This window comes from Nocardioides sp. IC4_145 (genome assembly GCF_011250565.1).
In the GTDB taxonomy this organism is placed as follows: domain Bacteria; phylum Actinomycetota; class Actinomycetes; order Propionibacteriales; family Nocardioidaceae; genus Nocardioides.
This window is the reverse complement of sequence record NZ_JAANMS010000010.1, coordinates 25,621-51,855: the sequence shown is the minus strand read 5'-3', so window position 1 is coordinate 51,855 and position 26,235 is coordinate 25,621. Positions and strand designations below refer to the sequence as shown.

The window sequence follows — 26,235 nt, the reverse complement described above, 5'->3', positions numbered from 1 at the left end:
CCCAAGTTAACCTGGGATGCTGATACCCCCCGCCCCTATCCGAGCAGCACGCCCACGTGCGGCGGCAGCGACAGCGCGCCGCCGGGGAGGAGCTCGGCGCCGGTGGGGGTGGCGAAGAGGACGGAGAGGTCCGGGTCGACGGTGAGGTCGGCCGGCTCGTCACCGAAGTTGACCACCATCCGCGTGCCGGCGCGCGCCATCGTGAAGACGCGGGTGCCCTCGTCGGCGGTGCAGGAGACCGAGGTGAACGCGGGGTCGGTCAGCGCGGGGACCGTGCGCCGCAGAGCGGCCAGCCGGCGGTAGACGTCGAGCAGCACGGCGTGACGGCCGGACGACAGCTCGGTCCAGTCCAGCTTGGAGCGCCGGAACGTCTCGGGGTCCTGCGGGTCGGGCACGACCGACGGGTCCCAGCCCATTTTCGCGAACTCCGCGATCCGCCCCTCGGCGGTGGCCTTGCCGAGCTCCGGCTCCGGGTGGGAGGTGAAGAACTGGAACGGCGTCGACGCCGCCCACTCCTCGCCCTGGAAGAGCATCGGCGTGAACGGGCCGGCGAGCGTCAGCAGCGCAGCGCAGGCGAGCTGGTCGTCGTCGAGCACCTCGGCGATCCGGTCGCCGACGGCGCGGTTGCCGATCTGGTCGTGGTTCTGGTTGGCGACCACGAGCCGCCAGGTGGGCATGTGCTCGGTGTCGACCGGCACGCCGTGGTCGCTCTCGCGGAACGACGACCACGTCCCGTCGTGGAAGAAGCCCTTCTCGCACACCTTCGCCAGCGCCGACAGCGGCTCGAAGTCGGCGTAGTAGCCGGTCGTCTCTCGCGTCAGCGCCACGTGCACCGCGTGGTGGAAGTCGTCGCTCCACTGCGCGTCGAGCCCGTAGCCGCCGGCCTCGCGGGGCGTGACCAGCTTCGGGTCGTTGAGGTCGGACTCGGCGATGAGCGTCAGCGGGCGCCGCAGGTGGGCGGACAGCGCGGCGACCTCGACCGCCATCTCCTCGAGCAGGTGCACCTCGGAGGTGTCCTCGAGCGCGTGCACGGCGTCGAGGCGCAGCGCGTCGACGTGGTAGTCGCGCAGCCACATCGTCACGTTGTCGAGGATGTAGCGGCGCACCTCCGCGGACCCCTCGCCGTCGAGGTTCAACGAGTCGCCCCAGGTGTTGCGCCCGCTGGTCAGGTAGGGCCCGTAGACGGGGAGGTAGTTCCCGCTCGGCCCCAGGTGGTTGTAGACGACGTCCTGCACGACACCGAGGCCGGCCTGGTGGCAGGCGTCGACGAAGCGCTGGTACGCCGCCGGCCCCCCGTACTGCTCGGCGACGGTGTGCCACAGCACGCCGTCGTACCCCCAGTTGTGCGTGCCGTTGAAGCCGTTGACCGGCAACAGCTCGACCAGGTCCACGCCGATCGAGCGCAGGTGCTCGAGCTTGCCGATGGCGGCGTCGAGCGTGCCCTCGGGGGTGAACGTGCCGAGGTGCAGCTCGTAGATGACCGACCCGGGCAGCTGCCGACCGGTCCACGCCCCGTCGCCCCAGGTGTACGCCGTGGGGTCGTAGGTGCGGGACCGCTCGTGGACGCCCTGCGGCTGCCGGCGCGAGCGCGGGTCGGGCAGCACGGTGTCGGAGTCGTCGACGAGGTAGCCGTAGTCCACCTCGCCGCCTGTGGGCACCGGCTCGGCCGGCGTCCACCAACCGTCGTCGCCGCGGACCATCTCGACGACCTCGGTGGCGTCGGCCGGCCCGAGGGCCAGCCGCACGCGCGACGGCTTCGGGGCCCACAGGTCGAACGGGCCGCGGCGCTGGTGCATGTCAGTCCTCCTGGACGAGCAGGGCGACGGGGTAGGAGCCGAGCAGGTCGGCGACCCGGGCGGAGGCCGGCCGGTCGCCGACGGCGTCGCGCCAGCGGCCGGGCGGGAGCTCGAGCTGGGTGTCGCCCCAGCCGCCGCGGGCGGCCAGCCCGACGGGCAGGCGGGTGACGACGGCGATGGCGCCGCCGCGGTCGTAGGCGAGGACGTGGTCGGCGGCCGTGCCGGACGCCGGCACGGCGACGTACGAGCCGAAGAGGTCGGGCCGCTCGCGGCGCAGGGTGAGCGCCGCGGTGACGACCCGCAGCTTGGCGGTGGCCGGGTCGTCGAGCGCCTCGCCGAGCGGCGACCAGTCGGCCGCGCGCAGCAGCGACGCGCGGGCGTCGAAGTCGACCGGCCGGCGGTTGTCGGGGTCGACGAGCGACTGCTCCCACAGCTCGCTGCCCTGGTAGACGTCGGGCACGCCGGGCAGCGTGATCGACAGCAGCTTCGCTGACAGCGCGTTGACCCAGCCGGGGCCGACGACGGAGGGGAGGAGCCCCTCGATCGCGGCGCGGACGTCCTCGCGGTCGAAGGCGGCGTCGACAGCGGCGTGCACGGCCGCCTCGTACGCCTCGTCCGGGTCGGTCCAGGTGGTCCGGTCGCCGGCCTCGCGCATCGCCTTCTCGGCGTACCCGTGGAGGCGGGAGCGGAGGTCGGGGTCGGAGGGCAGCCAGGCGCCGACGACGGCCTGCCACAGCAGCGAGGCGAAGCCGGGGTCGGGCAGCGGCACCAGCTCGAGCAGCCGGTCGAGGGTGCGCTCCCACTCCGCCGGCACCTCGGCCAGCGCGGTGATCCGTGCGCGGACGTCCTCGCCGCGCTTGGTGTCGTGGGTGGACAGCGTCGTCATCGCGTGCGGCCAGCGGCCCTGGCGGACGGTCATGTGCTCGTGGAACGTCGCCGGGTCGAGCGAGAAGACGCTCGGGTCGCCGCCGACCTCGTTGAGCGAGGTCAGCCGGGAGTAGCGGTAGAACGCGCAGTCCTCGACGCCCTTGGCCATGACCATGCCGCTGGTCTGCTGGAAGCGGCGGGCCGGCGGCGTCCACGGGTCGCTGAGCACCGGCAGCAGCACGTCCAACGTCGACGCGAGGTCGGGCCGCTCCTCGCGCGCGGCCGCGAAGGCCTGGTCGAGGTGCTCGCGGCCCTCGGGCAGGTAGGAGCGGTAGACCGGGAAGCAGGCCAGCAGCTCCGCGACCGCGTCGACGACGCGGTCGGTCGTGGTGTCGGGCCCGGCGGGGAGGATGCGGCGGACCTCGCGGGTGATCCGGCGGACCTCGCTGTTGAGGATGCCGTCGGCGACCTCGCGCTTGGTGCCGTGGATCATCCGGTGCCAGTCCACGGGCCCGCCGCGCAGCCGCGCCTCGAGGGCGTCGAGCGGCTCCTGCCCGGCGGGGTCGGTGAGCACGCGGTCGACGTGGGCGAGCACGTCGTACCCCGTCGTGCCGGCGGTCGCCCAGGTCTCGGGCAGCTCCTCGCCGGGCTCGAGGATCTTCTCGACGAGCACGTACGCGCCGCCGGTGAGCTCGGCGAGGTCGTCGAGGTAGCGCTTGGGGTCGCGCAGGCCGTCGGGGTGGTCGACCCGCAGGCCGTCGACGAGGCCCTCCTCGAACCAGCGCCGCACCTCCTTGTGCGACTCGGCGAAGACCTCGGGGTCCTCGACGCGGACCGCGGCGAGGGTGTTGACGGCGAAGAACCGCCGGTAGTTCAGCCCCTCGTCGGCGACCTGCCAGTGCACGAGCTCGTAGTGCTGGCGGGCGTGGACGTCGTTCGCGTCGTCGCCCTCGGACCACGTGCCGGGCGCCACCGGGTAGTGGTTGTCGTGGTACAGCAGCTCGCCGCCGTCGGGGGTGTCGACCACGCGGAGGTTCGCGATGACGCCGGACCCGTCGAGGTCGTCGTCGCCGATGACCGGGATCCTGATCCGGCCGTCTCCGGCCGCCCACTCGATGTCGAACGCCGTGGCGTGCTCGGACTCGCGCCCGTGCTTGAGCACGTCCCACCACCAGGTGTCCTCCGAGGGCGCCGCGACGCCGACGTGGTTGGGCACGATGTCGACGAGCACGCCCATCCCGAGCCGCCGGGCCTCCGCCGAGAGCGCGGCCAGCCCCTCCTCGCCGCCGCGCGCCGGGTCGATCCGGTCGTGCGCCACGACGTCGTAGCCGTGGGTGCTGCCCTCCTCCGCCGCCAGGAGCGGGGAGAGGTAGACCCAGTCGACGCCGAGCTCGCGGAGGTACGGCAGCCGGCGGGCCGCCTCGAACAGGTCGAAGTCCTCGCTGACCTGGAACCGGTAGGTGCTGACCGGCACCCGCTGGCCGTCGGCGGGCCCGGCGTCGCGGTGCCGGCCTCCTGCGGCTTCCGTGCCTCCGGGCATGGTCACTCCTGCTCGCTCTCGATCAGCGCGGCGACCGACGCCGCGACGGAGGTGTCGACCTCGGCCTCGGGCGCGGCGTGCTGGCGCAGCACGACCATGCTGTGCGTCTCGAGCGGGATCGACGAGCCCGGCTCGAGCCCGGTCGGGCCGCCCTCGGGGCCGGCGTCGTGACCGGTGTCGACGACGACGTCCCAGCCGGCGGCGTACTCGTCGGGCGGGAGGGTCACCTCGGTCGGCCCGTCGGCGTTGAAGTAGAGCAGGAAGTGGTCGTCGACGATGCGCTGGCCGCGCTCGTCCTTGCCGGCGATGCCGTCGCCGTTGAGGTACATGCCGATGACCTGCTGGCCGCCCTCCCAGTCGCCGTCCTCCATCGGCCGGCCCTCGGGGTGCAGCCAGACGATGTCGTTGAGCCGCTCGCCGTCGCCGGTGCGGACCTCGTTGCCGGTGAAGAACCGCTTGCGGCGGAACGTGGGGTGGTCGCGGCGCAGCTGGGCGATCGCGGCGGTGAACTCCAGGAGCGCGGTGTCCGCGCGGTCCCAGTGCATCCAGGCGATCTCGGAGTCCTGGGCGTAGGTGTTGTTGTTGCCGTCCTGCGTGCGGCTCATCTCGTCGCCGTGCAGCAGCATCGGCACGCCCTGGCTGAGCAGCAGCGTGGCGATGAAGTTGCGCTGCTCGCGCGCCCGGGCGGTGAGGATCTCCGGGTCGTCGGTCGGACCCTCCGCGCCGTGGTTCCAGGAGCGGTTGTGGCTCTCGCCGTCGTTGCCGTCCTCGCCGTTGGCGTCGTTGTGCTTCTCGTTGTACGACACCAGGTCGCGCAGCGTGAAGCCGTCGTGGGCGGTGACGAAGTTGATGCTGGCGAAGGGCCGGCGGCCGGAGTGCTCGTAGAGGTCCGAGGAGCCCGCCAGCCGGCTGGCGAACTCGCCGAGCGCCGGCTCGCCGCGCCAGAAGTCGCGGACCGTGTCGCGGTAGGCGCCGTTCCACTCGGTCCACTGCGGCGGGAAGCCGCCGACCTGGTAGCCGCCGGGGCCGATGTCCCACGGCTCGGCGATCAGCTTGACCTGGGAGACGACCGGGTCCTGCTGGACGAGCTCGAAGAACGTCGCCAGCCGGTCGACCTCGTAGAACTCCCGCGCCAGCGTCGAGGCCAGGTCGAAGCGGAAGCCGTCGACGTGCATCTCGGTCACCCAGTAGCGCAGCGAGTCCATGATCAGCTGCAGCGAGTGCGGGTGGCCGACGTTGAGGCTGTTGCCGGTGCCGGTGTAGTCCATGTAGTAGCGCTTGTCGTCGTCGACGAGGCGGTAGTAGGCCTGGTTGTCGATGCCGCGGAAGCTCAGCGTCGGGCCCATGTGGTTGCCCTCGGCGGTGTGGTTGTAGACCACGTCGAGGATGACCTCGATGCCCGCGGCGTGCACCGCCTTGACCATCGACTTGAACTCCTGGACCTGCTGGCCCGGCTCGCGCGTCGCGGCGTAGTCGGCGTGCGGCGCGAGGAAGCCCAGGGTGTTGTAGCCCCAGTAGTTGCGCAGCCCCTTCTCCAGGAGCGTGCTGTCCTGCACGAACTGGTGCACCGGCATCAGCTCGATGGCGGTCACGCCGAGCTTCTGCAGGTGCTCGGTGATCGCGGGGTGCGCCAGGCCGGCGTAGGTCCCGCGCTGGGCCTCGGGCACGTCGGGGTGCAGCTGGGTCAGGCCCTTGACGTGCGCCTCGTAGATGAAGCTCTCGTTGTAGGGGATGCCGAGCGGGCGGTCGCCCTCCCAGTCGAAGAATGGGTTGATGACCACGCCCTTGGTCATGTGCGCCGCGGAGTCCTGGTCGTTGCGCGAGTCCGGGTCGCCGAAGTCGTAGCCGAAGAGCGCCTGGTCCCATGCGATGTCGCCGCTGGTGGCCTTGGCGTAGGGGTCGAGGAGCAGCTTGTTGGGGTTGCAGCGCTGGCCCTGGGCGGGGTCGTAGGGGCCGTGCACGCGGTAGCCGTAGCGCTGGCCCGGCTGGACCGACGGCAGGTAGCAGTGCCAGACGAAGGCGTCGACCTCGGTGACGTCGATGCGCGTCTCGGTGCCGTCCTCGTCGAAGAGGCAGAGCTCGACGCGCTCGGCGGCCTCGCTGAAGAGCGCGAAGTTCGTGCCGGTGCCGTCGAACGTCGCACCCAGGGGGTACGGCTGGCCGGGCCAGACCTCGGTCGTGGTCTCGGTCATGGTGGTGCCCTTCGTGGTGCGTGCGGTGAGGAGTTGGATCGATCGAATCCGCGGGCGCACGGGAGCGCCCCCAGGACGCTCCCGTTACCCACTCCGCCCGCCGGACACCCTTCACCTCTGCGGGTGTGCTACCGGCGAGTAGGATCAGCGCCATGAAGCGCGACATCTACGACGAGGACCACGAGGCGTTCCGCGGCTCGGTCCGGGAGTTCCTCGAGCGGTCGGTCATCCCCCACGTCGAGGAGCACGCCGAGGCCAAGGCGATCCCGCGGGACTTCTGGCTCGAGGCCGGCAAGCAGGGCTTCCTGGGCCTGGAGATCCCCGAGGAGCACGGCGGGGCCGGCGCCGGCGACTACCGGTTCAACGCCGTCATCGCCGAGGAGCTGTCGAAGGTCAACGCCGCGCTGGGGTCGTGCTGGGGCATCCACGCCGACATCACCGCGCCGTACCTCGTCGAGCTCGGCACCGAGGAGCAGAAGCAGCGCTGGCTACCCGGCGTCGCCTCCGGCGAGATCCTGCTCGCGATTGGCATGACCGAGCCCTCCGGCGGCTCCGACCTCGCCGCACTGAAGACCACCGCCGTCCGCGACGGCGACGACTGGGTCATCAACGGCTCGAAGACCTTCATCACCAACGGCTACTCCGCCGACCTGGTCATCACCGCGGTCCGCACCAGCCCGGAGAAGAAGGCGCGCGGCATCACGCTGTTCGCGATCCCGGCGAGCGCCGAGGGCTTCAGCCGCGGCCGCAAGCTCGACAAGGTCGGCCAGCCCGAGTCCGACACCGCGGAGCTGTTCTTCGAGAACGTCCGCCTCTCCGACGACCACATCGTCGGCGAGCTCGACATGGGCTTCATCCACATGATGCAGAAGCTCCCGCAGGAGCGGCTCGGCTGCGCGATCTCCAACCTCGCCCACGCCAAGCAGATCTTCGAGGAGACCGTCGCCTACACCAAGGAGCGCACCGCCTTCGGCGCCCCGGTCGGCACGTTCCAGCACAACAAGTTCCTCATGGCCGACATCGACACCCAGATCGACGTCAGCCAGGCCTTCATCGACCGCTGCGTCGAGATGCACGACAAGGGCGAGCTCACCCCCGTCGACGCGGCCAAGGCGAAGCTGTGGACCTCCGAGATCCAGAACCGGATCCTCGACCACTGCGTCCAGCTGCACGGCGGCTACGGCTTCATGAACGAGTACCGCGTCGCCCGCGCCTGGCGCGACGCCCGCGTCTCGCGCATCTGGGCCGGCTCGAACGAGATCATGAAGGAGCTCATCGGCCGCGACCTCGGCCTCTGAGCGGTTCTCCCACCGGCGTCGGGTGAGGGGTCCGGCACCTGCCGGGCCCCTCACCTACGCTCGGGGCATGACTGGCGTCGCGATCGCGCACAACCCGGGGAAGAGCCGCTACGAGGCCACGGTGGACGGTGAGGCGGCCGGCTTCGCGGAGTACCAGCTCACCGACGAGATCATCGTCTTCACCCACACCGAGGTGGACCGCCGCTTCGAGGGCCGCGGCGTCGGCTCGGCGCTGGCCCGGTTCGCCCTCGACGACGTCCGCGCCGACGGCGTCCGCCAGGTCCTGCCGGTCTGCCCGTTCATCAAGGGCTGGATCGCGCGGCACCCCGACTACCACCACCTGATGTACGGCGCGCCGCGCACGACCGCCGTCGACTGACCGGCCTTAGGCGTCGGGCGGGGAGCCGAGCCGGCGCAGCGAGTCGATGAGCTCGGAGGCCGGCACCGAGCCGGGCGCGCCGCGCAGCGACTGCACGACGCCGTCGTCGAGCGGGTCGAGCCCGCGGACCTCCTGGTGCAGCCGCTCCATCGTCGCGTCGAGGGCGTACGCCGTGTCCGCCGCCTCCTTGAGACCGGCGAGGAGGTCGGCGGGGACGTCGCGACGGTACTTGTAGTAGATCTTGTGCTCGAGGCTCGCCCAGAAGTCCATCGCGATGGTGCGGAACTGCACCTCGACCACCACCGGCACCGACCCGCCGGAGAGGAACACCGGCACCTCGACGAGCGCGTGCAGGCTGCGGTAGCCGTTCGGCTTCGGGGCGGCGATGTAGTCGCGCAGCTCGAGCGTGGTGACGTCCGGCTGGGCCATGAGCAGGTCGACGACGTGGTAGACGTCGGAGACGAAGCTGCAGGTCACGCGGACGCCGGCGACGTCGGTGATCTCCTCGCGCACCCGCGCCAGCGGGTCGGGGCCGTCGAGGTCGATGCCCCGGCGCTCCATCTTCTCCAGCAGGCTCTCGGGCGACTTCAGCCGCGAGCTGACCGACTCGATCGGGTTGTAGTCGTGCAGGTGGGCGAACTCGTCGCGCAGGATCGACAGCTTCGTGACGACCTCGTCCATGCCGAAGCGGTGCTCGAGCAGGAACCGTCGAACGACGTCGTCCCAGTCCCCCTCGCTCACGCCCCACAACGTACGCGGAGGGGGAGGGCGGACCGGGATCGGCCCAGGATCGGCCCAGGATCGGCCTAGGGTCGGGGCGTGCGCCTGTTCGCCGCCCTCGTGCCGCCGGAGGATGCCGTCGAGCACCTCGACGAGTTCCTCGCGCCGCGTCGGGAGGCGGGCGCGTTCCGCTGGGCCGCGGCCGAGCAGCTCCACCTGACGCTCGCCTTCTACGCCGACGTCGCGGACCGCTCGCTCGACGAGCTGGTGGAGCGGCTGGGGACGGCCGCCCGGCGGCGTACCCCCGTCGAGGTGCGGGTGGCCGGCGGCGGCGCGTTCCCCGACGTCGCCCGGGCGCGGGTGCTGTGGGCCGGCCTCGAGACCGGTGAGACCGGCGCGCTCGAGATCGAGCGGCTCGCGACGGGGTGCCGTGCGGCGGCCGCCAGGAGCGGTGTGGCGGTCGACGGGCAGCGGTTCCGGCCGCACCTCACGGTGGCGCGGCTCGGCCGGCCGGCGGAGGTGACGCGCTGGGTGCGGCTGCTCGACGCGTACGCCGGCCCGGCCTGGACCGCGGACCGGGTCACGCTCGTCGCGTCGTACCTCGGGGAGGGGCCGCGCCGCCGACCCCGGTACGAACCGCTCGCCGAGCTCCCGCTCGCGGGGGTCGAGCTGGGCTAGGTTGCCCAGCGTGAGGCAGGTCACGTGAGGGTCGCGGTGGTCCGCGAGACGCGGGAGGGCGAGACGCGGGTCGCGCTCGTGCCCGACCTCGTGCCCGCCCTGGTCTCGGCCGGCCACGAGGTGCTCGTCGAGCCGGGGGCCGGCCTCGGGGCGCTGCACGCCGACGAGGAGTACGCCGCCGCCGGCGCCGCCCTCGACGAGCGGGCGCTCGAGGAGGCCGACCTGGTGCTCGCGGTCCAGCCGCTCGACGTGGCGAGTGCCCGCCGGCTGCGGCGCGGTGCGGCGACGGTCTCGTTCCTGGCGCCCGGCCAGGAGCTCGCGCTCGTGGCGGACCTGCGTGACCTGGGCGTCACGGCGTACGCGATGGAGCTGGTGCCGCGCATCTCGCGGGCGCAGGCGATGGACGCGCTGTCGTCGCAGTCGCTGGTGTCGGGCTACCGCTGCGCGGTCGTGTGCGCGGGGCTGCTGCGCCGCTTCTTCCCGCTCAACATGACCGCCGCCGGCACGGTCCCGCCGGCGCAGGTGGTCGTGCTCGGTGCCGGCGTGGCAGGGCTGCAGGCGATCGCGACGGCCCGGCGGCTGGGCGCGGTGGTCAAGGCCTACGACGTGCGGGCCGCAGCGGCGGAGGAGATCCGCTCGATGGGCGCGCAGGCGATCGAGCTGGACCTGCCGACGCTCGAGGGCGCGGGCGGGTACGCCCGGGAGATGTCGGAGGAGCGGTCCGCGCTTCAGCGTGAGCTGCTGGCGCCGTACGTCGCGGCGGCCGACGGCCTGATCACGACCGCCGCGGTGCCCGGCCGGACCGCGCCGGTGCTCGTGACGGCGGCGATGGTCGAGGCGATGCGGCCCGGGTCGGTGGTCGTCGACCTGGCGGCCGACAGCGGCGGCAACGTGGAGGGCTCGGTGCCGGGGGAGGTGGTGCGGATCGGGCACGCGCAGGTCTGGGGCGGGCGCAACGTGCCCGCGCAGATGCCGGGGCCGGCGTCGCGGCTCTACGCCCAGAACGTCGTCAGCCTCGTCCAGCTGCTCACCGCCGACGGCACGCTCGAGCCCGACCTCGACGACGAGGTCCTCGACGCCTGCTGCGTCACCCACGAGGGCGTCGTGCGCCACGCACCGACCCGCGAGCTGCTGGAGGGGGTCCGATGAGCGAGGCCGTCGTCTGGCTGACGATCTTCGTGCTGTCGGTCTTCGTCGGCGTCGAGGTGATCTCGAAGGTCTCCTCGACGCTGCACACCCCGCTCATGTCCGGCGCGAACGCCATCCACGGGATCATCCTGCTCGGCGCGGTGCTCGTCACCGGCACCGCCGACTCGACGCTGACCCTCGTCGTCGGCCTGGTCGCCACCGTCCTGGCCACGGTCAACATGGTCGGTGGGTTCGTGGTGACCGACCGGATGCTGCGGATGTTCAGCCGCAAGCCGGCCCGCCGCCCGCGGGGTGACGGCTCGTGACCCCCGCCCTGACTTCCACCATGACCCCCACGTGGGTCCAGCTGGTCTACCTCGCCTGCGCGGTCTGCTTCATCCTCGCGCTCAAGGGCCTGGCCGGCCCGCGCACCGCGCGGCTGGGCAACCTCGTCGGCGCCACGGCCGCGGTGGTCGCGGTGGCCGTGCCGTTCGCCCACCTCGACCTCGACCACGTCGCGCTGATCCTCGCCGCGATCGTGGTCGGCAGCGTGGTGGGTGCGCTCGGCGCGCAGCGCGTGCAGATGACCCAGATGCCGCAGCTGGTGGCGCTCTTCAACGGCGTGGGCGGCGGTGCCGCCGCGCTGGTCGCGCTGCTCGAGCTCGACCACCTCGGCCCGGCGACACCGGCCTTCGACGTCGGCGCCACGGCGTTCACGGTGGCCGTCGGCGCGGTGTCGTTCGCCGGGTCGGTCGTCACCTTCGCCAAGCTCCAGGAGCTGATGACCTCGCGGCCGGTGGTGTTCCCCGGCCTGCCGCTCGCCGCCGGTGCGGCCCTGGTGGGAGCCCTGGTGCTGGCCGGGCTGGTCGTCGCCGAGGTCGCGGTCGGCTGGGCGGTCGCGCTGGCCCTCGTCGGGCTGGCGGTGGGTGTCCTGCTCGTGCTGCCGGTGGGCGGCGCCGACGTACCCATCGTCATCTCGCTGCTCAACGCGCTCACCGGCCTCACGGTCGCCGCCGGCGGCTACGTGCTCGGGAACGTCGTGCTGCTCGTCGCCGGCACGCTGGTCGGTGCCTCCGGCACGTTCCTGACCCTGCTCATGGCGCGGGCGATGGGCCGCTCGGTCGCCAACATCCTCTTCGGCGCGCTGCGCGGCGGGTCGACCCTCGGTGCCGGCGAGGCCTCCGACCGGCCGGTGCGCAGTGCGGGGCCGGAGGACGTCGCGATCCTGCTGGGGTACGCCGAGCGGGTCGTCGTGGTGCCCGGCTACGGGCTCGCGGTGGCCCAGGCCCAGCACACGCTCCGCGAGCTGGTCGAGGTCCTGGCCGCTCGCGGGGCGCGGGTGGACTACGCGATCCACCCGGTGGCCGGCCGGATGCCCGGCCACATGAACGTGCTGCTCGCCGAGGCGCAGGTGCCCTACGAGCAGCTGGTCGAGATGGACGACATCAACCCCGAGCTCCCGCACACCGACGTCGTGCTGGTCGTCGGCGCGAACGACGTGGTGAACCCGGCCGCACGCACGACGCCGTCGGCGCCGATCTACGGGATGCCGATCCTCGACGTGGACCAGGCGCGGCAGGTGGTCTTCCTCAAGCGGTCGATGCGCCCCGGCTTCGCCGGCATCGAGAACGAGCTGCTCTTCGACCCCCGCACCACGCTGCTCTTCGGCGACGCCAAGGAGTCGCTCGCCAAGCTGCTGGCGGCGGTCAAGGCGCTGTAGCGGGCTGTGGACAACGGGTCGGGACGAGCGTCAGCATCCCAGGTGAACGTGGGATGCTGACGCTTCGCGGCCATCGCAATGCCCGCGAAGTGCGCACGATGGCCGCGGAGTGACCCTGTCCGAGCCGCCCCAGGCGTCGTCGCGTCGGGAGGTCAGCCCGCGACGCCGTAGAGCCGGTCGCCAGCGTCGCCGAGGCCCGGCACGATGTAGCCCTTCTCGTTGAGCCGCTCGTCCAGCGCCGCGGTCACGATCGTCACCGGCACGTCGAGGCCCTCGAGCTCGCGCTCGAGCCGCTCGCAGCCCTCCGGCGCGGCGAGCAGGCAGATCGCGGTGATGTGGTCGGCGCCGCGGTCGGTGAGGAAGGTGATCGCCGCCGCCAGCGTGCCGCCGGTGGCCAGCATCGGGTCGAGCACGTAGCACTGGCGTCCCGACAGGTCCGCGGGGAGCCGCTCGGCGTACGTCGACGCCTTCAGCGTGTCCTCGTCGCGGACCATGCCGACGAAACCGACCTCGGCCGTCGGGAGCAGCCGCATCATCCCGTCGAGCATGCCGAGGCCGGCGCGGAGGATCGGCACCACCAGCGGCTTCGGCGAGGCCAGCGCGACGCCGGTGGTGGGGGAGACCGGGGTCTCGATGTCGTAGTCGGTCACGCGGACGTCCCGCGTCGCCTCGTAGGCGAGCAGGGTCACCAGCTCGTCGGCGAGGTGCCGGAACGTCGGCGAGTCGGTGCTCTTGTCGCGGAGGACGGTCAGCTTGTGGGCGACGAGCGGGTGGTCCACGACGTGGGTGCGCATGGGTCGAACTCTAGAGGTCGCCGCGGGAAAGGGGGTTGGCCGGACGGCGGCGGTCTGCCACGCTGGATGACTCGCCGTACCGCCAGCAGTCCAGCCAGCAGTCCCGCCCGCAGTGCCCGCCGCCTGAGGAGACGAGATGCCCGACCAGCTCGACGCCGTCGACTTCGCCCTGGCGGCGTACCGCGAGGACGGCGCCTGGACGGTCGCGGAGCTCGTCCACGACCACCTCGACGACGTGACCGCCCTCGCCAGCGGCCTGCGGCGGCTCCCCGGCGACGCCGGTGCCGTCGGGCTGGTGGCGATGGACGAGGACTTCTTCCTGCTCGTCCGCGTCGCCGGGCCCACCACCCGGGTCCTGCTCTCCGACATCACCGCCGCCGACGAGTGGGAGCTGGCCGCCTCCGCGGTGGAGTTCCTCCACCTGCCGATGCCCGAGGACGACGACGACCAGGTGCCGGCCGGTGACCTGGACCTGCTCGCCGACCTCGGCGTGCCGGCGATCGACCTCGCGGCGCTGCTCGACGACCCGGACTCCTACCCCGACGAGGTGCTGTCCGACGTCGCGCGGCGGCTCGGGTTCGGCGAGCTGTTCGACGACGCGGTGGGGCTCACCTCGGCGTGACCGGACCCTCCGACTGGCGGGAGCCGATGCTCACCGCCCTGGCCGAGGCGCGCGCCGCGCTGGCGACCGGCGACGTACCCATCGGTGCGGTCGTCCTCGACCCCTCCGGCGCCGTGATCGGCACCGGCCGCAACGTCCGCGAGGCGCAGGCGGACCCCACGGGTCACGCCGAGGTGGTGGCCCTGCGGGCCGCCGCGCTGGCGCGCGGGGAGTGGCGGCTCGACGGCTGCACCCTCGTCGTGACTCTCGAGCCGTGCACGATGTGCGCCGGCGCGGCCGTCCTCGCCCGCGTCGAGCGGGTCGTCCTCGGCGCCTGGGACCCCAAGGCCGGGGCCGTCGGCAGCCTGTGGGACGTCGTCCGCGACCGCCGGCTCAACCACCGCCCCGAGGTCGTCGGCGGCGTCCTCGCCGAGGAGTCGGCCGCCCTCCTCGAGGACTTCTTCCGCGTGCACCGCGACCCCGGCCCCGCCTGACCCGCGCCTGATTTCGCCGCCCCGTCGGCGCTCCGGTACATTCCTCCGCGGTGGCGTGTCCGAGCGGCCGAAGGTGCATCACTCGAAATGATGTGTGGGGTCAAACCCACCGTGGGTTCAAATCCCACCGCCACCGCCAGCCTCACGACGAGCCCCGACCGGCATGCCGGTCGGGGCTCGTCGCTGTCTCCGGGCCCTCCGGGCGGGGTCGGGCCGTCGTCCCACCAGCCCCACCCGTTCATGTAGCGGACAGTTCGCCACTCTGTCTGCACGTTGCAGCGTGCAGACAGAGCAGCGGACGGCGCGTTACATGCGCGGTCGCGACCCGGGCCAGTTCGGCGGGGAGCGGGCCGGCCGGGGCGGGGTAGGGTCCGTCCCGTGGACCGCCGATGAGCAAGATGGACAACCTGCGCGCGCTGCGCGAGGCCCGCTACGAGCAGGACAAGGCGGCCCGGACCGCCACGAGCGGCGGCACCGCCCCGGCCGCCCGGCGCGCCGCTCCGCGCCGACCGGCGAAGGACGCCGCCGTGGCGCCGGCCCCTGGTGCCAGGAGCACGCCGGCGGCGGAGGCGGCCTGCGGGCACCGCGCGATCAGCGGGCGGACCTGCACCCGGCCCGCGGGTCACGCGGAGAAGAACCACCGCTACGCCTGAGCCCTCCGCGAACCAGGCCGGCCGTCCCGGCGTCGTACGAGACATGCGCACCGTTCGTCTCCTCCTCCCGCCCACGCTCCTCCTGGCTGCCCTCGCCGCGTCACCGTCACCGGCACCGGCCGCTCCCGGCCAGGCCGCGCCCCCGCCGACCTGCCGAGGTCTGACCGCGACGATCGTCGGCACGCCGACCGACGACACGATCCGGGCGACGCCCGGGCCGGACGTGGTCGTGGGGCTCGGCGGCGACGACGTGCTGCTCGGGCGGGGTGGGGACGACGTCCTGTGCGGCGGGGAGGGCGCCGACCGGCTCGAGGGCGGCAACGGCGACGACCGGCTCCACGGCGGCCAGGACCGCGAGGAGCGCACGCGCACCGTCGACACGTTCGGCGACACCCTGACCGGCGGGGCGGGCGACGACCTGCTGGACCCGGGCGCCGACCTCGACGGCGACGGGGCGGCGGTCCCCGACCGGGTGACGTACGCCGGCTCTCCGACGCCGGTGCGCATCGACCTGCCGGCGGCGACCGTGACCGGGGAGGGCACCGACCGGCTGGTGGTGGCCGGCCAGCCGGTGACGTTCGAGGGGTCCACGCACGACGACACGGTGGTCGGCACCGACGGCGACGACCTCCTCGAGGCCGGCGCGGGGTCCGACACCGTCGAGGCCGGCGCGGGCACCGACCGTGTCCGGACCGACCCGGCCGGCGCGCCCGACCGCGGCGGCGACGACCGGGTGGTCCTCGGCCCGACGGTGGCCGGCGGGTACGACACCGTGGTCAGCCAGGGCGGGCGCGACCGGGTGACCGGCACGGACGGCACCGACTACGTGCGAGCGCTCGGCGCCGAGCCGGTCGTGGTCGACCTCGGCGGCGGCGACGACTTCGCCGACGTCCGCGCCGACGCGGGCGGGTGGCTCCTCGACGCCGGCAGCGGCCGCGACAGCCTGCGGCTGTTCGGCGGCCGCGGCGAGCACGCCCGGCAGGTGGCGGTGGACGCGCGGCGCGGCACGGTCACCACGGCGGCCGGCACGGCGACGTACACCGGGGCCGAGGTGCTCGAGCTCTGGTACGGCGCCGGGTGGACCTACCGCGGCTCGCCGGCGCGTGACGTGGTCGACGCGTCGCTGGCGACCGGTCCGGTGGACGCCCGGCTCGCGGGCGGCTGGGACCGCGTGTCGGCCGGTCCGGGGGCCGACGTGCTCCGTGGCGGGTCGGGCACGGACCGGGTGCTGAACGGGTCGGCGGCCGACCGGTGCCGCTCGTTCGAGGTCGGCGACTGCGGCTGACCCGGCCCGATGCGGCAGGCTGGGACCCGTGACGGAGGAGCAGCGGGCCACGCTCGGCGAGGAGCTGGCGACCTGGATCGAGCGGCTCGGGCTGGAGGGCCACCTGACCGAGGCCGGCCTGCCGACGTTCCGCCGCGACGGCGGTGCCGGGAGCGGCGGCGCCGCCCGTTGGATCGACCCCGGCACCGGCCAGGACCTCTCGCTGGCGCAGCTGCAGGACGTCGAGCGCCTGCTGCGCAACGAGGGCACCGAGCCCGAGCACGCCGTGCCCGTCGCGCTGGTGGTGCTGCGCCGGCACGCGCGGCTGCGGATCGAGCTGCTGGCGACGCCGACGTTCGACTACGCGGCCCTGGCCGAGGTCCGCGGCACGTCGGTCGACGCGACCCGGTTCGCGGTGCACAAGGCCGCCTCGACCCACCGGCTGCTGGTGGTGCCCGTCGACGAGCGCAGCCTCGTGCCGGCGTTCCAGCTCACCGACGAGGGCGAGCTGCGCCCTGACCTCGCCCCGGTCCTCGAGCCGCTCCTCGCCGCACGGATGGACCCGTGGCGGGTCTGGGCGTGGCTCACGCAGCCGGCCGCGCTGCTCGGCGGCCTCGTGCCCGAGCGGGCCGTGACGGACCCGGAGACCGCGGACCTGGTGCTGACCGCCGCCGTCCGGCTCGCCGAGCGGGTCGCCGCCGCCTCCTGAACCGGTCCTCGACCGATGAGCCCGGTGTGCCTGCCGGGTCGCTACGTCGACCGGTGGCCGGCTGTCGGTGCTCTCCGACATGCTGGCCCTGCCCGACGAGACGGAGACCGATGAGCGCCACGACGCACCCCGCCGACACCCACGACCTGATCCGCGTGCGCGGCGCGCGGGTCAACAACCTGCGCGACGTGAGCGTCGACATCCCGAAGCGGCGGCTGACCGTGTTCACCGGCGTCTCCGGCTCGGGCAAGAGCTCGTTGGTCTTCGGCACGGTCGCCGCGGAGTCGCAGCGGCTGATCAACGAGACCTACAGCGCGTTCGTGCAGGGCTTCATGCCGACGCTGGCGCGCCCGGAGGTCGACGTCCTCGACGGCCTGACCACCGCGATCATCGTCGACCAGGAGCGGCTCGGCGCCAACCCGCGCTCGACGGTCGGCACGGTCACCGACGCCAACGCGATGCTGCGGATCCTCTTCAGCCGGCTCGGCGACCCGCACATCGGTCCGCCGAACGCCTACTCCTTCAACGTCCCCTCGGTCCGCGCGGCCGGCGCGATCACTGTGGAGAAGGGTGGCCGCAGCACGACCGAGAAGGCGACCTTCAACCGGCTCGGCGGCATGTGCCCGCGCTGCGAGGGCCGCGGCGCGGTCTCCGACATCGCGCTGAGCGCGCTCTACGACGAGTCCAAGTCGCTCAACGAGGGCGCGCTGACGATCCCGGGCTACAGCATGGACGGCTGGCAGGGCCGGATCTTCCGCGGCTGCGGCTTCTTCGACCCCGACAAGCCGATCAAGGACTACGGCAAGCGCGAGCTCGACGACCTCCTCCACAAGGAGGCCACCAAGATCAAGGTCGACGGGATCAACCTGACCTACCTCGGGCTGATCCCCTCGATTCACAAGTCCTTCCTGTCCAAGGACGTCGAGGCGATGCAGCCGCACGTGCGGGCCTTCGTCGAGCGGGCCGTCACCTTCGCCACCTGCCCCGAGTGCGACGGCACGCGCCTCGCCCCGGAGGCCCGCTCCTCGCGCATCCGCGGCCGCAACATCGCCGATCTGTGCGCGATGCAGATCAGCGACCTCGCCGCCTGGGCGCGCGACCTCGACGAGCCGTCGGTCGCGCCGCTGCTGCAGAGCCTGCGCCACACCCTCGACTCGTTCGCGGCGATCGGGCTGGGCTACCTCTCGCTCGACCGCCCCTCCGGCACGCTCTCGGGCGGCGAGGCGCAGCGCGTGAAGATGATCCGCCACCTCGGTTCCTCGCTGACCGACGTCACCTACGTCTTCGACGAGCCGACCGTCGGCCTCCACCCGCACGACATCCAGCGGATGAACGAGCTGCTCCTCCAGCTGCGCGACAAGGGCAACACCGTCCTCGTCGTCGAGCACAAGCCCGAGACGATGGCGATCGCCGACCACGTCGTCGACCTCGGCCCGCGCGCCGGCACCGAGGGCGGCGAGATCGTCTTCGAGGGCACCCTCGACGGGCTGCGGACCAGTGGCACGCTGACCGGCCGCCACCTCGACGACCGGGCCGCGCTCAAGGCACAGGTGCGTACGCCGTCCGGCGCGCTGGAGGTGCGTGGTGCGAGCACCCACAACCTGGTCGACGTCGACGTCGACGTGCCGCTCGGCGTGCTGGTCGTCGTCACCGGCGTGGCCGGGTCCGGCAAGAGCTCGCTCGTGCACGGCTCGGTCGCGGGCCGCGAGGGCGTGGTGGCCATCGACCAGAGCGGCATCAAGGGCTCCCGGCGCAGCAACCCGGCGACGTACACCGGTCTGCTCGAGCCGATCCGCAAGGCGTTCGCGAAGGCCAACGGCGTCAAGCCGGCCCTGTTCAGCGCCAACTCCGAGGGCGCGTGCCCGACCTGCAACGGCGCGGGCGTGATCTTCACCGACCTCGCGACCATGGCCGGGGTGGCCACCACCTGCGAGGACTGCGACGGCAAGCGGTTCCAGCCGGCCGTGCTGGAGCACGAGCTGGGCGGGCGAGACATCAGCGCGGTGCTGGGGATGTCGGTGGCCGAGGCCGAGGCGTTCTTCGGCGACGGCGGGGCGAAGGTGCCGGCGGCCCACAAGGTGCTGGCCCGCCTCGCCGACGTCGGCCTCGGCTACCTCACCCTCGGCCAGCCGCTCACCACGCTCTCGGGAGGCGAGCGGCAACGGCTCAAGCTGGCCGCGCAGATGGCGGAGAAGGGCGACGTCTACGTGCTCGACGAGCCGACCACGGGCCTCCACCTCGCCGACGTGGAGCAGCTGCTCGGCCTGCTCGACCGGCTGGTCGACGCCGGGAAGTCGGTCATCGTCATCGAGCACCACCAGGCCGTCATGGCGCACGCGGACTGGATCATCGACCTCGGCCCCGGCGCCGGCCACGACGGCGGCCGAGTGGTCTTCGAGGGCACGCCGGCCGACCTCGTCGCCGACCGTTCGACGCTCACCGGCCAGCACCTCGCGGCGTACGTGGGCGCCTGAGCCGGTTCGCGCCGCCCCAGCAGGGTGGTGTGGGATGACCGGCGTGAACCTCTTCGAGTTCGAGGGCAAGCGCCCCGACGTGCACCCCGACGCCTGGATCGCGCCCACCGCGACCCTCATCGGCGACGTGACGATCGAGGCCGGCGCGAGCGTCTGGTACGGCGCGGTGCTCCGCGGCGACGTGTGCCGGATCGTGGTGCGGGCCGGCAGCAACGTCCAGGACAACAGCGTCCTGCACGCCGGCCCGGACCAGGTGCTGACCGTCGGGCCCGACGCCACCGTCGGGCACGGCTGCGTCGTGCACTGCACCGAGGTCGGCGAGCGTGCTCTGGTCGGCAACGGCTCGACCCTGCTCGACGGCGCGAAGGTCGGCGCCGGGACGCTGGTGGCCGCGGGGTCCGTGGTCACACCCGGCGCCGAGATCCCGCCGGGCGTCGTCGCCGCCGGCGTCCCGTGCAAGGCGACCAAGCCGATCGAGGGCACGTCCTCGCAGTTCTGGGTCGACACCAACGCGCCGTACTACGCCGACCTCGCCACGCGGCACGCCGCCACCGCCCGCCCCGCCTGAACGCCGGCGCGCGCTGGGCTCAGGGGCGGCCGAGGCAGACCGCGACGAGGAGGCCCGGCGAGCGGCCGGTGAAGACGTCCCAGCCGCGGTCGAAGCTGACGACGCGCAGCTCGCCGCGCGTGGTGCGCACCAGGGCGGAGTCGGGCTGGGTGCCGGGCGCGAAGCCGGTGCTCGAGCAGTTGTGCTCGCTCATCACCTGCTGCACCACCTGGGCGGAGGCGTCCATGGTGAACACCGGCGGCCGGGCGTCCGGGGCGGCGGTGGTCCCCGAGGCGGTGACGCCCGTGGTCACGGTCAGCGCGAGGACCGCCCCCAGCACGGCGGCCTTGACGGCCAGCAGCACCGAGGAGACCTGTGCCCGCGACGGGGCTCGCCTGCTGGTGGTTCGCATCGCGGACTCCCGCTGCCGGTGGGGATGGGACAGGTACGCCGGGACAACGACCGGCCCCGGAGGCGGTCACGTGCGCCCGTCGCACGTGAGACAGATCTCTGGACCGGGCCGCGCCGGGGGCGATGGGCGAGGATGGCCGGCATGACGACGGCCGACTGGTTCTCCTCGCCCGACGACGCGACCGGGCGGTTGGCGGCGACCGGCTACCTCGCCGACCCGGCGACCGCCACGACGGCGTACCTCGCCGGCGCCCTGGAGAAGCCGCTCCTCGTGGAGGGGCCGGCGGGTGTCGGCAAGACCGAGCTGGCGAAGGCCGTCGCCCGCGCGAGCGGCGCCGAGCTGGTCCGACTGCAGTGCTACGAGGGGCTCGACGAGGCCCGCGCGCTCTACGAGTGGAACTACAAGAAGCAGCTGCTGCGCATCCAGGCCACGCAGGCGACGGGCGATGCCGCCACCTGGGACGAGACCCACGACGACATCTTCACCGACGAGTTCCTGCTGACCCGGCCGCTGCTGACGGCGATCCGCCGCGAGGAGCCGACGGTCCTGCTCATCGACGAGGTCGACAAGACCGACGTCGAGGTCGAGGGCCTGCTGCTCGAGGTGCTCTCGGACTTCCAGGTCACGATCCCGGAGCTCGGCACGGTCACGGCGGTACGCCGCCCGTTCGTCGTGCTGACCTCCAACGCCACCCGCGAGCTCTCGGAGGCGGTCAAGCGCCGCTGCCTCTACCTGCACCTGGACTACCCGGACGCGGAGCGGGAGCGCGAGATCGTCTCCAGCCAGGTGCCCGACCTCGAGGAGCGCGTCGCGGGCCAGCTGGTCACGACGGTGGCCCGGTTGCGGGAGCTGGAGCTGAAGAAGGCGCCGTCCATCGCGGAGTCCGTCGACTGGGCGCGCACGCTCATCGCGCTCGAGATCCGCGACCTCGACGACAAGGCGATCGCCGACACCCTCGGCGTCGTCCTCAAGCACGCGTCCGACCACGACCGCGCCGTCCGCGAGCTGCGGCTGCGCCGATGAGCGCCCGGTGAGCGGCCCGAGCGGCGGCCCGAGCAGCAGCGGCCTGCTCGACCGGCACATCGCGTTCCTCGAGGCGCTGCGCGCTGCGGGGCTGGCGGTCTCGCTCGCCGAGGACCTCGACGCCGTCGCCGCACTCTCGGCGGTGCAGTGGGGGAGCCGGCAGACGGTCCAGGCGGCGTACGCCGCCACGCTGGTCAAGAAGCAGTCGCAGCGACCCACCTTCGACGCGCTGTTCGACCTCTGGTTCCCGCGGATGGTCGGCTCGGGGGCCGGTGCCGCAGGGACCGGTGCCGGCGCGGCGGCCGACGGGCCCGACGCCGCGGGCCAGGAGTTCTCGGTCCGCGACGGCGCGGACGCGCTGCGGGACTTCCGCGAGCGGCTGGCCGAGGCGCTCGCCGCCGACGACCAGCAGGCGTTGGCCGACCTCGCGGCGGAGATGGTCGCGACGTTCGGCGCCATGCCGGGCCGCGGCCCCGGGTTGTCCAGCTGGTCGGCGTACACCGCCCTCCAACGGGTCTCGCCCGGCGAGCTGGTCGACCAGCTCGTCGCCGGCCTCCTCGCCGAGGGCCGCACCGACGAGGAGGCCGGGCGCACCGCCGGGCGGCGCGTCGACGCCTTCACCCGCCGCGTCGAGGACGACGCCCGCCGGCGCATCGCCGAGGAGAAGGGACCCGAGCACGTCGCGAACGTCGCCCTGCGGCCCAGCATCGACCGGCTCGACTTCCTCTCCGCGCGCCGCTCGGACCTGGAGGAGATGCGCCGCGAGATCTACCCGCTCGCGCGGCGCCTGGCGACCCGGCTGACCAAGGAGCACCACGCGCAGCGCCGCGGCCCGCTGGACTTCCGGCGTACCGTCCGCGCCTCCGTCTCCACCGGCGGCGTCCCCCTCACGACCCACCACAAGCCGAAGCGGCCGCACCGCACCGAGCTCGTGGTGCTCTGCGACGTCAGCGGGTCGGTGGCGAACTTCGCGCAGTTCACCCTGCTGCTGGTCTTCGCGCTGCGCGACCACTTCCAGAAGGTCCGGGCGTTCACGTTCATCGACCACGTCCACGAGGTGACCCACCACTTCAAGCCCGGCGGCGACGTCGTCGACGTGATGACCGATCTCGCGGCGAGCACCTCCCACGCGGCGCTGTGGGGGCGGACGAACTACGGCCGCGCGATCACCAAGCTGGCCGAGAACCACGCCGACGCCCTCGGGCCGAAGTCCTCGCTGCTGGTCCTCGGCGACGCGCGGTCGAACTACTCCGACCTCGCCCTCGACACCCTCGCCGAGCTCGTCGGCGGCATCCGGCACGCGTGGTGGCTCAACCCCGAGCACCGTCGTCACTGGGACAACGGCGACTCGGCGGCGTCGCGCTACGGGGCGGTCGTGCCGATGGTCGAGTGCCGCAACCTGACCCAGCTCGGGGAGTTCGTGCACGACATCCTGTGACGTCCGGGCGGGGCCCGGAGCGCGACACGCCCGGCTTTCCGGGGCCCGCGGATGCGCGCGAGCGCCGTGGTGCGGCTAGCCTGCGGAACGCCGGACGCGCCTGCGGCACCACGCGCAGGCCGCCGGGCGTGCCGCCGGGCCCTTCGCCGGGCCGGCACGGCACGACCCCCGCAGACCTGACGAACAGGAGCATCACATGAACAAGGGACAGCTGCGCGACGCCGTCGCCGAGCAGACCGGCCTGAGCAACAAGGACGCCGAGGGTGCCCTCGACGCCGTCATCGACAGCATCGTCAAGGCCGTCGCGGCCGGCGACAAGGTCAGCATCTCCGGCTTCGGCACCTTCGAGTCGCGCGAGCGCTCGGCGCGCCAGGGCCGCAACCCGCAGACCGGCGAGACCATCGAGATCGCCGCCACCACGGCGCCGGCCTTCAAGGCCGCCTCCGCCTTCAAGTCGGCGGTCTCCGGCAGCTGAGACGCCGCCTCCGCACCACGGCCGAAGGGCCGGACCCCTCACCGGGTCCGGCCCTTCGCCGTTCCTGGGGGCCGGTGTCCGCGGGCGGCAGCCGTGAGGTTCATCGGGTGGCCGATAAATCTCGCGGTTCCTCGATGAAGTTCCGTCGGGGGACCGGCAGGTTCATCGGGGCGCCGATGAACCTCACGACCCGGCCGACCCGGGAACGTCAGCCGGCGAGGTAGCCCAGCGAGGCGAGCCGGTCGAGCTCGGCGCGGAGCGCGGGGTGCTCGGCCGCGTCGGCGGCACGGCCGCCGGCGACGTACGTGCTCCCGGCGGAGCCGTCGACCGCGGCCGCGTCGAAGACGACGGTCAGCCGGTTCGGCGTCTCGAGGTTGAGCAGCGAGCCGAGCAACGCGACGGGGTCGGCGCGGTCCTCGAGCGCCAGCACCCGCGTCGGCTCGGGCACCCGCGTGGTCTGGGCGGCCGGGGCGCCGGCCGTCACGACCTGCTCGACGGTGAACGACGGCGCGGCAGCGGCGACCTCGGCCGCGGTCACCCCGCCCTGCGCGGAGCCGACGAGCATCACCCGCGCGGCCGGGTCCTCGGCGACGGCGACCTCGACCGCGCGCACCACCTGGACGGCGTACGGCGTGGGGTCACCGCTGACGAGCCGCAGGCGCCGCCCGCCGCCGCCCGGACCGGGCAGGTAGGCGATGTAGCGGCTCTCGGCGACCCGCTCGACGGCGACGGACGCCGCGACGCCCTCGAGCGCGGTCATCAGCCCCGCGAGCCCGCGCGGGGCGCCCCCGACGACGGGGCCCTCTGCAACAGGGGCGTCGGCCGGGTCGGCCACCACGCCGCCGGCGACGTCGCGGAGCGCGGCGCCGAGGTCGGTGCGGAGCTCGTCGACCCCGAGCGCGCGCAGCCCCCCGCGCGCGGCCGCCCGGCCGGTCTCCCCGGCGAGCAGGCCGACGGTCAGCAGCGACCGCATCGACAGCCCGTCGAGCAGTCCGCCGCGCCCGGAGACGTGCTCGAGCAGCTCGGGGTGCTCCTGCGCCAGCTCGGAGAGGTACGCCGCCACGCCGTCGCGGTCGAGCGCGTCGGTCTCGATCAGGCCGGCGCTCACCACCGGCCCGCCGAGGGCGACCTCCGGCGCGAGGTAGCCGATCGCGCGGCCGGCGATCGCGCCCATCGTGCGCGAGGCCTCCTCGGCCAGCTCGTCGATCCAGCGATAGGTCGCCACCGTGGCCCGCACGACCACCGCGTCGGCGTCGAGCTCGGCGGAGCGGGCCAGCAGCCCGTGCTTGTCGCCGGTCGCGGCGAGCACGTCGCGCTCGACCTCCGACCAGGTCCCCTGCGCCACCTCCGCGGAGTCCGCGACGGCCGGGTCGCCGAGCACCTCGGTCCCTAGCGACGCGCGCGCACGCGCCTCCTCGCCGGCGGCCTCGAACAGGGCGGCCAGCCGCGTCATTTGGTCGTACTTGTCGGCCAGGTCCGCCGCCTCCACCGCGTCCCGCGGCACGGTCGGCTCCTCCTCGGGGGCGCCGGCCGGCGGCGTCGCGTCGTTCACCGGGTCACCTCCGCCAGCACCGGCGCGAGCAGCGGGCCGAGGTCGGCCGGCTCCACGCGGCGTACCTCCACCCGCGCCTCGCCGCTGGTCCGGTCCCGGTAGGGCCGCAGTGCGTGCCACCCGTCCCCGAGCAGCACCCACGACACGACGCCGACGACGTCGGTCGTCCCGCCGGAGGTGTCGGCGACCATCGCCCGCAGCCGGCCCTGCGCCTCCCCGCTGAGGCCGGTGAGCAGGTCCAGCACCTCCACCGCGTCGTACGTCGTGCCCTCGGCGCCGCGCACGGTCGCGGCCTGCTGGTCGGCGAGCACCGCGAGCAGGTCGGGTCGCGAGGACCGCACGGCCTCGGCGGCGGCGTCCGCGAGCTCGTAGGGGAGGTCGACGTGCGCCGGCACGGTCGTGCGCCCCGCACCGTGCTCCTCGGGCAGCACGGGGACCCGGGCGAGCTCGGTGGGCCAGTGCTCGGCGGCGAACCACGCCAGCTCGAAGACCACCCCGTCGAGCGTCGACAGCGTGGCGACGGCGCCGCCGGCCTGTCGGTGCCAGGCGCGGGCGCGCAGCGGGCCGCCCGCGGTCTGCACGGCCACGTCGAGGTCCAGCGCGACGTCCGGGACGGCCAGCAGGCCGACGGCGCCGGCGAGCCCCTCGTCCAGCGCGCCGTCGACCAGCAGCCCGCGGCGGTCGAGCGAGCCGATCGGCTCGTGCAGCGCGCCCATCACCGTCGCCCACGCCTCGTCGTCGGCCGACCCGCGCGAGCGGCCGAGGCGCGACTCGAGGCCGCCCTGGTGGGCTGCCGCGCCGGCACCGGGGCCGTCGCTGGGCTCGCGGACCTCGAAGGGCAGCGGCGCGTCACCGGCGTGCGCGGCCGCGCACCGGAGCTCGGGCAGGGTGAGCGCGACCCGCCGGGGGAGCGCGTCGAGCAACCCGGCGGTCGGCTCGGGCGTCGGCGGCGGGGCGCTGAGGTCGACGAGGGTCACGAGTGCCTCACAGTCCGGGGAGGTGGACGCCGAGCCAGTCACGGTGGCCGGGCGGGGGAGGGTCGAAGGCGGCGAGCCGCCGGTCGCCGGGGTCGGCGGTCCGGGTGACGCCGGCCGGGTCGGCCGCCGCCTGGGACTCCACACGCGCGACGCGCGCACGGGCGTCCGTCACGAGACCGAGCGCCTTCCGCTCGCGCTGGGCGATGGCGTCCTTGACCCGGTCGACCTCCTGGAGGTGCGCCTGGAGGGAGTCCGCGGCCCGGTCGTGGCCGGCCGCGGCCTCGCGCAGCCGGGCGGCGCGCTCGCGGACCCGGTCGGACAGCGACTCGGCCGCCCGTCCGGTCCACCCGGTGCCCGCGGTGCGGGCGACCAGCTGGTCGGCCAGCTGCCGCAGGTCGGTGGCCTGCTCACGCAGCTGGTCCACCCGTCGGCGCATGACGTCGGTGTCGCCGTACATCGGTCCTCCTCGCCGGGCCGCTCGAGGAGGCCGGGCCTCGGCTGCCG

General features: G+C 73.8%; 24 protein-coding genes, 1 tRNA gene and 1 pseudogene. 17 read left to right on the top strand and 9 right to left on the bottom strand.

Going from position 1 to position 26,235, the window contains the following annotated elements; all coding sequences use genetic code 11:
* Nucleotides 1–35 precede the first annotated feature (35 nt).
* Genes treZ through glgX form a run of 3 tightly spaced genes read right to left on the bottom strand, consistent with a single transcriptional unit; the run spans nt 36 to nt 6,395 of the window.
* Nucleotides 36–1,796 (bottom strand): malto-oligosyltrehalose trehalohydrolase, encoded by a 1,761-nt coding sequence (treZ, locus tag G6553_RS06820; protein ID WP_166190404.1) that lies wholly within the window; start codon nt 1,794–1,796, stop codon nt 36–38.
* 1 nt (nt 1,797) lies between these two features.
* Nucleotides 1,798–4,203, bottom strand: a complete 2,406-nt coding sequence (gene treY / locus G6553_RS06815) for a malto-oligosyltrehalose synthase (protein WP_166190402.1) — start codon at nt 4,201–4,203, stop codon at nt 1,798–1,800.
* A gap of 2 nt (nt 4,204–4,205) precedes the next feature.
* The gene (glgX, locus tag G6553_RS06810) at nt 4,206–6,395 is read right to left on the bottom strand and encodes a glycogen debranching protein GlgX (RefSeq protein ID WP_166190400.1); all 2,190 of its coding nucleotides are present in this window, start codon (nt 6,393–6,395) and stop codon (nt 4,206–4,208) included.
* Nucleotides 6,396–6,547: 152 nt separating this feature from the next.
* On the opposite strand from glgX, the gene G6553_RS06805 reads away from it, so the two are divergent.
* Nucleotides 6,548–7,693, top strand: coding sequence for an acyl-CoA dehydrogenase family protein (locus tag G6553_RS06805; RefSeq protein WP_166190398.1), 1,146 nt, complete (start codon nt 6,548–6,550; stop codon nt 7,691–7,693).
* 67 nt (nt 7,694–7,760) lie between these two features.
* The gene (locus G6553_RS06800) at nt 7,761–8,072 is read left to right on the top strand and encodes a GNAT family N-acetyltransferase (protein ID WP_166190396.1); all 312 of its coding nucleotides are present in this window, start codon (nt 7,761–7,763) and stop codon (nt 8,070–8,072) included.
* Between the two features lie 6 nt (nt 8,073–8,078).
* Here the strand turns inward: G6553_RS06800 and G6553_RS06795 are convergent, their stop codons facing one another.
* Nucleotides 8,079–8,813 (bottom strand): GTP pyrophosphokinase family protein, encoded by a 735-nt coding sequence (locus tag G6553_RS06795; RefSeq protein ID WP_347565552.1) that lies wholly within the window; start codon nt 8,811–8,813, stop codon nt 8,079–8,081.
* Nucleotides 8,814–8,891: 78 nt separating this feature from the next.
* Here G6553_RS06795 and thpR point away from each other — a divergent pair, with 78 nt between their 5' ends.
* From thpR to G6553_RS06775, 4 genes are read left to right on the top strand one after another with little or no spacing between them, the layout of a single operon-like run.
* A complete protein-coding gene (thpR, locus tag G6553_RS06790; RefSeq protein ID WP_166190394.1) occupies nt 8,892–9,470 on the top strand; it encodes an RNA 2',3'-cyclic phosphodiesterase in 579 nt (192 codons plus the stop codon).
* A 24-nt stretch (nt 9,471–9,494) separates the two neighbouring features.
* Nucleotides 9,495–10,619 carry an NAD(P) transhydrogenase subunit alpha gene (locus G6553_RS21010; RefSeq protein WP_166190392.1) on the top strand — a complete coding sequence of 375 codons (1,125 nt, stop codon included), beginning with the start codon at nt 9,495–9,497 and terminating at the stop codon, nt 10,617–10,619.
* Nucleotides 10,616–10,924: an NAD(P) transhydrogenase subunit alpha gene (locus G6553_RS06780; protein ID WP_166190391.1), complete on the top strand. Its 309-nt coding sequence runs from the start codon at nt 10,616–10,618 to the stop codon at nt 10,922–10,924. The genes G6553_RS21010 and G6553_RS06780 overlap by 4 nt, the downstream gene beginning before the upstream one ends.
* Before the next feature lie 20 nt (nt 10,925–10,944).
* Entirely contained in the window at nt 10,945–12,318 is a 1,374-nt protein-coding gene (locus tag G6553_RS06775) for an NAD(P)(+) transhydrogenase (Re/Si-specific) subunit beta (protein WP_166190389.1), read from the top strand.
* A 152-nt stretch (nt 12,319–12,470) separates the two neighbouring features.
* Here the strand turns inward: G6553_RS06775 and upp are convergent, their stop codons facing one another.
* On the bottom strand, nt 12,471–13,112 hold the full coding sequence (upp, locus tag G6553_RS06770; RefSeq protein WP_166190387.1) for a uracil phosphoribosyltransferase: 642 nt from the start codon (nt 13,110–13,112) through the stop codon (nt 12,471–12,473).
* A gap of 136 nt (nt 13,113–13,248) precedes the next feature.
* On the opposite strand from upp, the gene G6553_RS06765 reads away from it, so the two are divergent.
* The 8 genes and pseudogenes from G6553_RS06765 (at nt 13,249) to G6553_RS06730 (ending at nt 19,875) form a co-directional block, all read left to right on the top strand.
* Nucleotides 13,249–13,734, top strand: coding sequence for a tRNA adenosine deaminase-associated protein (locus G6553_RS06765; RefSeq protein WP_166190385.1), 486 nt, complete (start codon nt 13,249–13,251; stop codon nt 13,732–13,734).
* A complete protein-coding gene (locus G6553_RS06760; protein WP_347565551.1) occupies nt 13,731–14,207 on the top strand; it encodes a nucleoside deaminase in 477 nt (158 codons plus the stop codon). Before G6553_RS06765 ends, G6553_RS06760 begins: the two co-directional genes overlap by 4 nt.
* 49 nt (nt 14,208–14,256) lie before the next feature.
* Nucleotides 14,257–14,346: transfer RNA gene (locus G6553_RS06755), tRNA-Ser, on the top strand.
* A gap of 250 nt (nt 14,347–14,596) precedes the next feature.
* Nucleotides 14,597–14,860, top strand: a complete 264-nt coding sequence (locus G6553_RS06750) for a hypothetical protein (RefSeq protein WP_166190383.1) — start codon at nt 14,597–14,599, stop codon at nt 14,858–14,860.
* A gap of 43 nt (nt 14,861–14,903) precedes the next feature.
* Complete coding sequence (locus G6553_RS06745; RefSeq protein ID WP_166190381.1) at nt 14,904–16,145, top strand: calcium-binding protein; 1,242 nt, start codon at nt 14,904–14,906, stop codon at nt 16,143–16,145.
* Between the two features lie 28 nt (nt 16,146–16,173).
* The gene (locus G6553_RS06740; RefSeq protein WP_166190380.1) at nt 16,174–16,833 is read left to right on the top strand and encodes a hypothetical protein; all 660 of its coding nucleotides are present in this window, start codon (nt 16,174–16,176) and stop codon (nt 16,831–16,833) included.
* Between the two features lie 164 nt (nt 16,834–16,997).
* Nucleotides 16,998–19,307, top strand: a pseudogene (locus G6553_RS06735) (excinuclease ABC subunit UvrA); the annotation flags it as partial.
* A 34-nt stretch (nt 19,308–19,341) separates the two neighbouring features.
* Nucleotides 19,342–19,875 (top strand): gamma carbonic anhydrase family protein, encoded by a 534-nt coding sequence (locus tag G6553_RS06730; protein ID WP_207619455.1) that lies wholly within the window; start codon nt 19,342–19,344, stop codon nt 19,873–19,875.
* Nucleotides 19,876–19,894: 19 nt separating this feature from the next.
* Here the strand turns inward: G6553_RS06730 and G6553_RS06725 are convergent, their stop codons facing one another.
* Nucleotides 19,895–20,266, bottom strand: coding sequence for a hypothetical protein (locus tag G6553_RS06725; RefSeq protein WP_166190377.1), 372 nt, complete (start codon nt 20,264–20,266; stop codon nt 19,895–19,897).
* A gap of 141 nt (nt 20,267–20,407) precedes the next feature.
* On the opposite strand from G6553_RS06725, the gene G6553_RS06720 reads away from it, so the two are divergent.
* The 3 genes from G6553_RS06720 (at nt 20,408) to G6553_RS06710 (ending at nt 23,202) form a co-directional block, all read left to right on the top strand.
* Nucleotides 20,408–21,289, top strand: coding sequence for a MoxR family ATPase (locus G6553_RS06720; RefSeq protein ID WP_166190354.1), 882 nt, complete (start codon nt 20,408–20,410; stop codon nt 21,287–21,289).
* Nucleotides 21,290–21,296: 7 nt separating this feature from the next.
* Nucleotides 21,297–22,727: a VWA domain-containing protein gene (locus G6553_RS06715; RefSeq protein WP_347565550.1), complete on the top strand. Its 1,431-nt coding sequence runs from the start codon at nt 21,297–21,299 to the stop codon at nt 22,725–22,727.
* Between the two features lie 196 nt (nt 22,728–22,923).
* Nucleotides 22,924–23,202, top strand: coding sequence for an HU family DNA-binding protein (locus G6553_RS06710; RefSeq protein ID WP_166190353.1), 279 nt, complete (start codon nt 22,924–22,926; stop codon nt 23,200–23,202).
* A gap of 208 nt (nt 23,203–23,410) precedes the next feature.
* Here the strand turns inward: G6553_RS06710 and G6553_RS06705 are convergent, their stop codons facing one another.
* From G6553_RS06705 to G6553_RS06695, 3 genes are read right to left on the bottom strand one after another with little or no spacing between them, the layout of a single operon-like run.
* Nucleotides 23,411–24,754 (bottom strand): hypothetical protein, encoded by a 1,344-nt coding sequence (locus G6553_RS06705; protein WP_166190351.1) that lies wholly within the window; start codon nt 24,752–24,754, stop codon nt 23,411–23,413.
* A complete protein-coding gene (locus G6553_RS06700; RefSeq protein ID WP_166190349.1) occupies nt 24,751–25,731 on the bottom strand; it encodes a hypothetical protein in 981 nt (326 codons plus the stop codon). Before G6553_RS06700 ends, G6553_RS06705 begins: the two co-directional genes overlap by 4 nt.
* 7 nt (nt 25,732–25,738) lie before the next feature.
* Complete coding sequence (locus tag G6553_RS06695; RefSeq protein WP_166190347.1) at nt 25,739–26,188, bottom strand: hypothetical protein; 450 nt, start codon at nt 26,186–26,188, stop codon at nt 25,739–25,741.
* Nucleotides 26,189–26,235 lie beyond the last annotated feature (47 nt).

Bases quoted from the DNA above. Each gene is read 5' to 3' on its own strand.
- treZ (WP_166190404.1), bottom strand. From the start codon at position 1,796: ATGCACCAGCGCCGCGGCCCGTTCGACCTGTGGGCCCCGAAGCCGTCG.
- treY (WP_166190402.1), bottom strand. From the start codon at position 4,203: ATGCCCGGAGGCACGGAAGCCGCAGGAGGCCGGCACCGCGACGCCGGG.
- glgX (WP_166190400.1), bottom strand. From the start codon at position 6,395: ATGACCGAGACCACGACCGAGGTCTGGCCCGGCCAGCCGTACCCCCTG.
- G6553_RS06805 (WP_166190398.1), top strand. From the start codon at position 6,548: ATGAAGCGCGACATCTACGACGAGGACCACGAGGCGTTCCGCGGCTCG.
- G6553_RS06800 (WP_166190396.1), top strand. From the start codon at position 7,761: ATGACTGGCGTCGCGATCGCGCACAACCCGGGGAAGAGCCGCTACGAG.
- G6553_RS06780 (WP_166190391.1), top strand. From the start codon at position 10,616: ATGAGCGAGGCCGTCGTCTGGCTGACGATCTTCGTGCTGTCGGTCTTC.
- G6553_RS06775 (WP_166190389.1), top strand. From the start codon at position 10,945: ATGACCCCCACGTGGGTCCAGCTGGTCTACCTCGCCTGCGCGGTCTGC.
- upp (WP_166190387.1), bottom strand. From the start codon at position 13,112: ATGCGCACCCACGTCGTGGACCACCCGCTCGTCGCCCACAAGCTGACC.
- G6553_RS06765 (WP_166190385.1), top strand. From the start codon at position 13,249: ATGCCCGACCAGCTCGACGCCGTCGACTTCGCCCTGGCGGCGTACCGC.
- G6553_RS06750 (WP_166190383.1), top strand. From the start codon at position 14,597: ATGAGCAAGATGGACAACCTGCGCGCGCTGCGCGAGGCCCGCTACGAG.
- G6553_RS06745 (WP_166190381.1), top strand. From the start codon at position 14,904: ATGCGCACCGTTCGTCTCCTCCTCCCGCCCACGCTCCTCCTGGCTGCC.
- G6553_RS06730 (WP_207619455.1), top strand. From the start codon at position 19,342: ATGACCGGCGTGAACCTCTTCGAGTTCGAGGGCAAGCGCCCCGACGTG.
- G6553_RS06725 (WP_166190377.1), bottom strand. From the start codon at position 20,266: ATGCGAACCACCAGCAGGCGAGCCCCGTCGCGGGCACAGGTCTCCTCG.
- G6553_RS06720 (WP_166190354.1), top strand. From the start codon at position 20,408: ATGACGACGGCCGACTGGTTCTCCTCGCCCGACGACGCGACCGGGCGG.
- G6553_RS06710 (WP_166190353.1), top strand. From the start codon at position 22,924: ATGAACAAGGGACAGCTGCGCGACGCCGTCGCCGAGCAGACCGGCCTG.
- G6553_RS06695 (WP_166190347.1), bottom strand. From the start codon at position 26,188: ATGTACGGCGACACCGACGTCATGCGCCGACGGGTGGACCAGCTGCGT.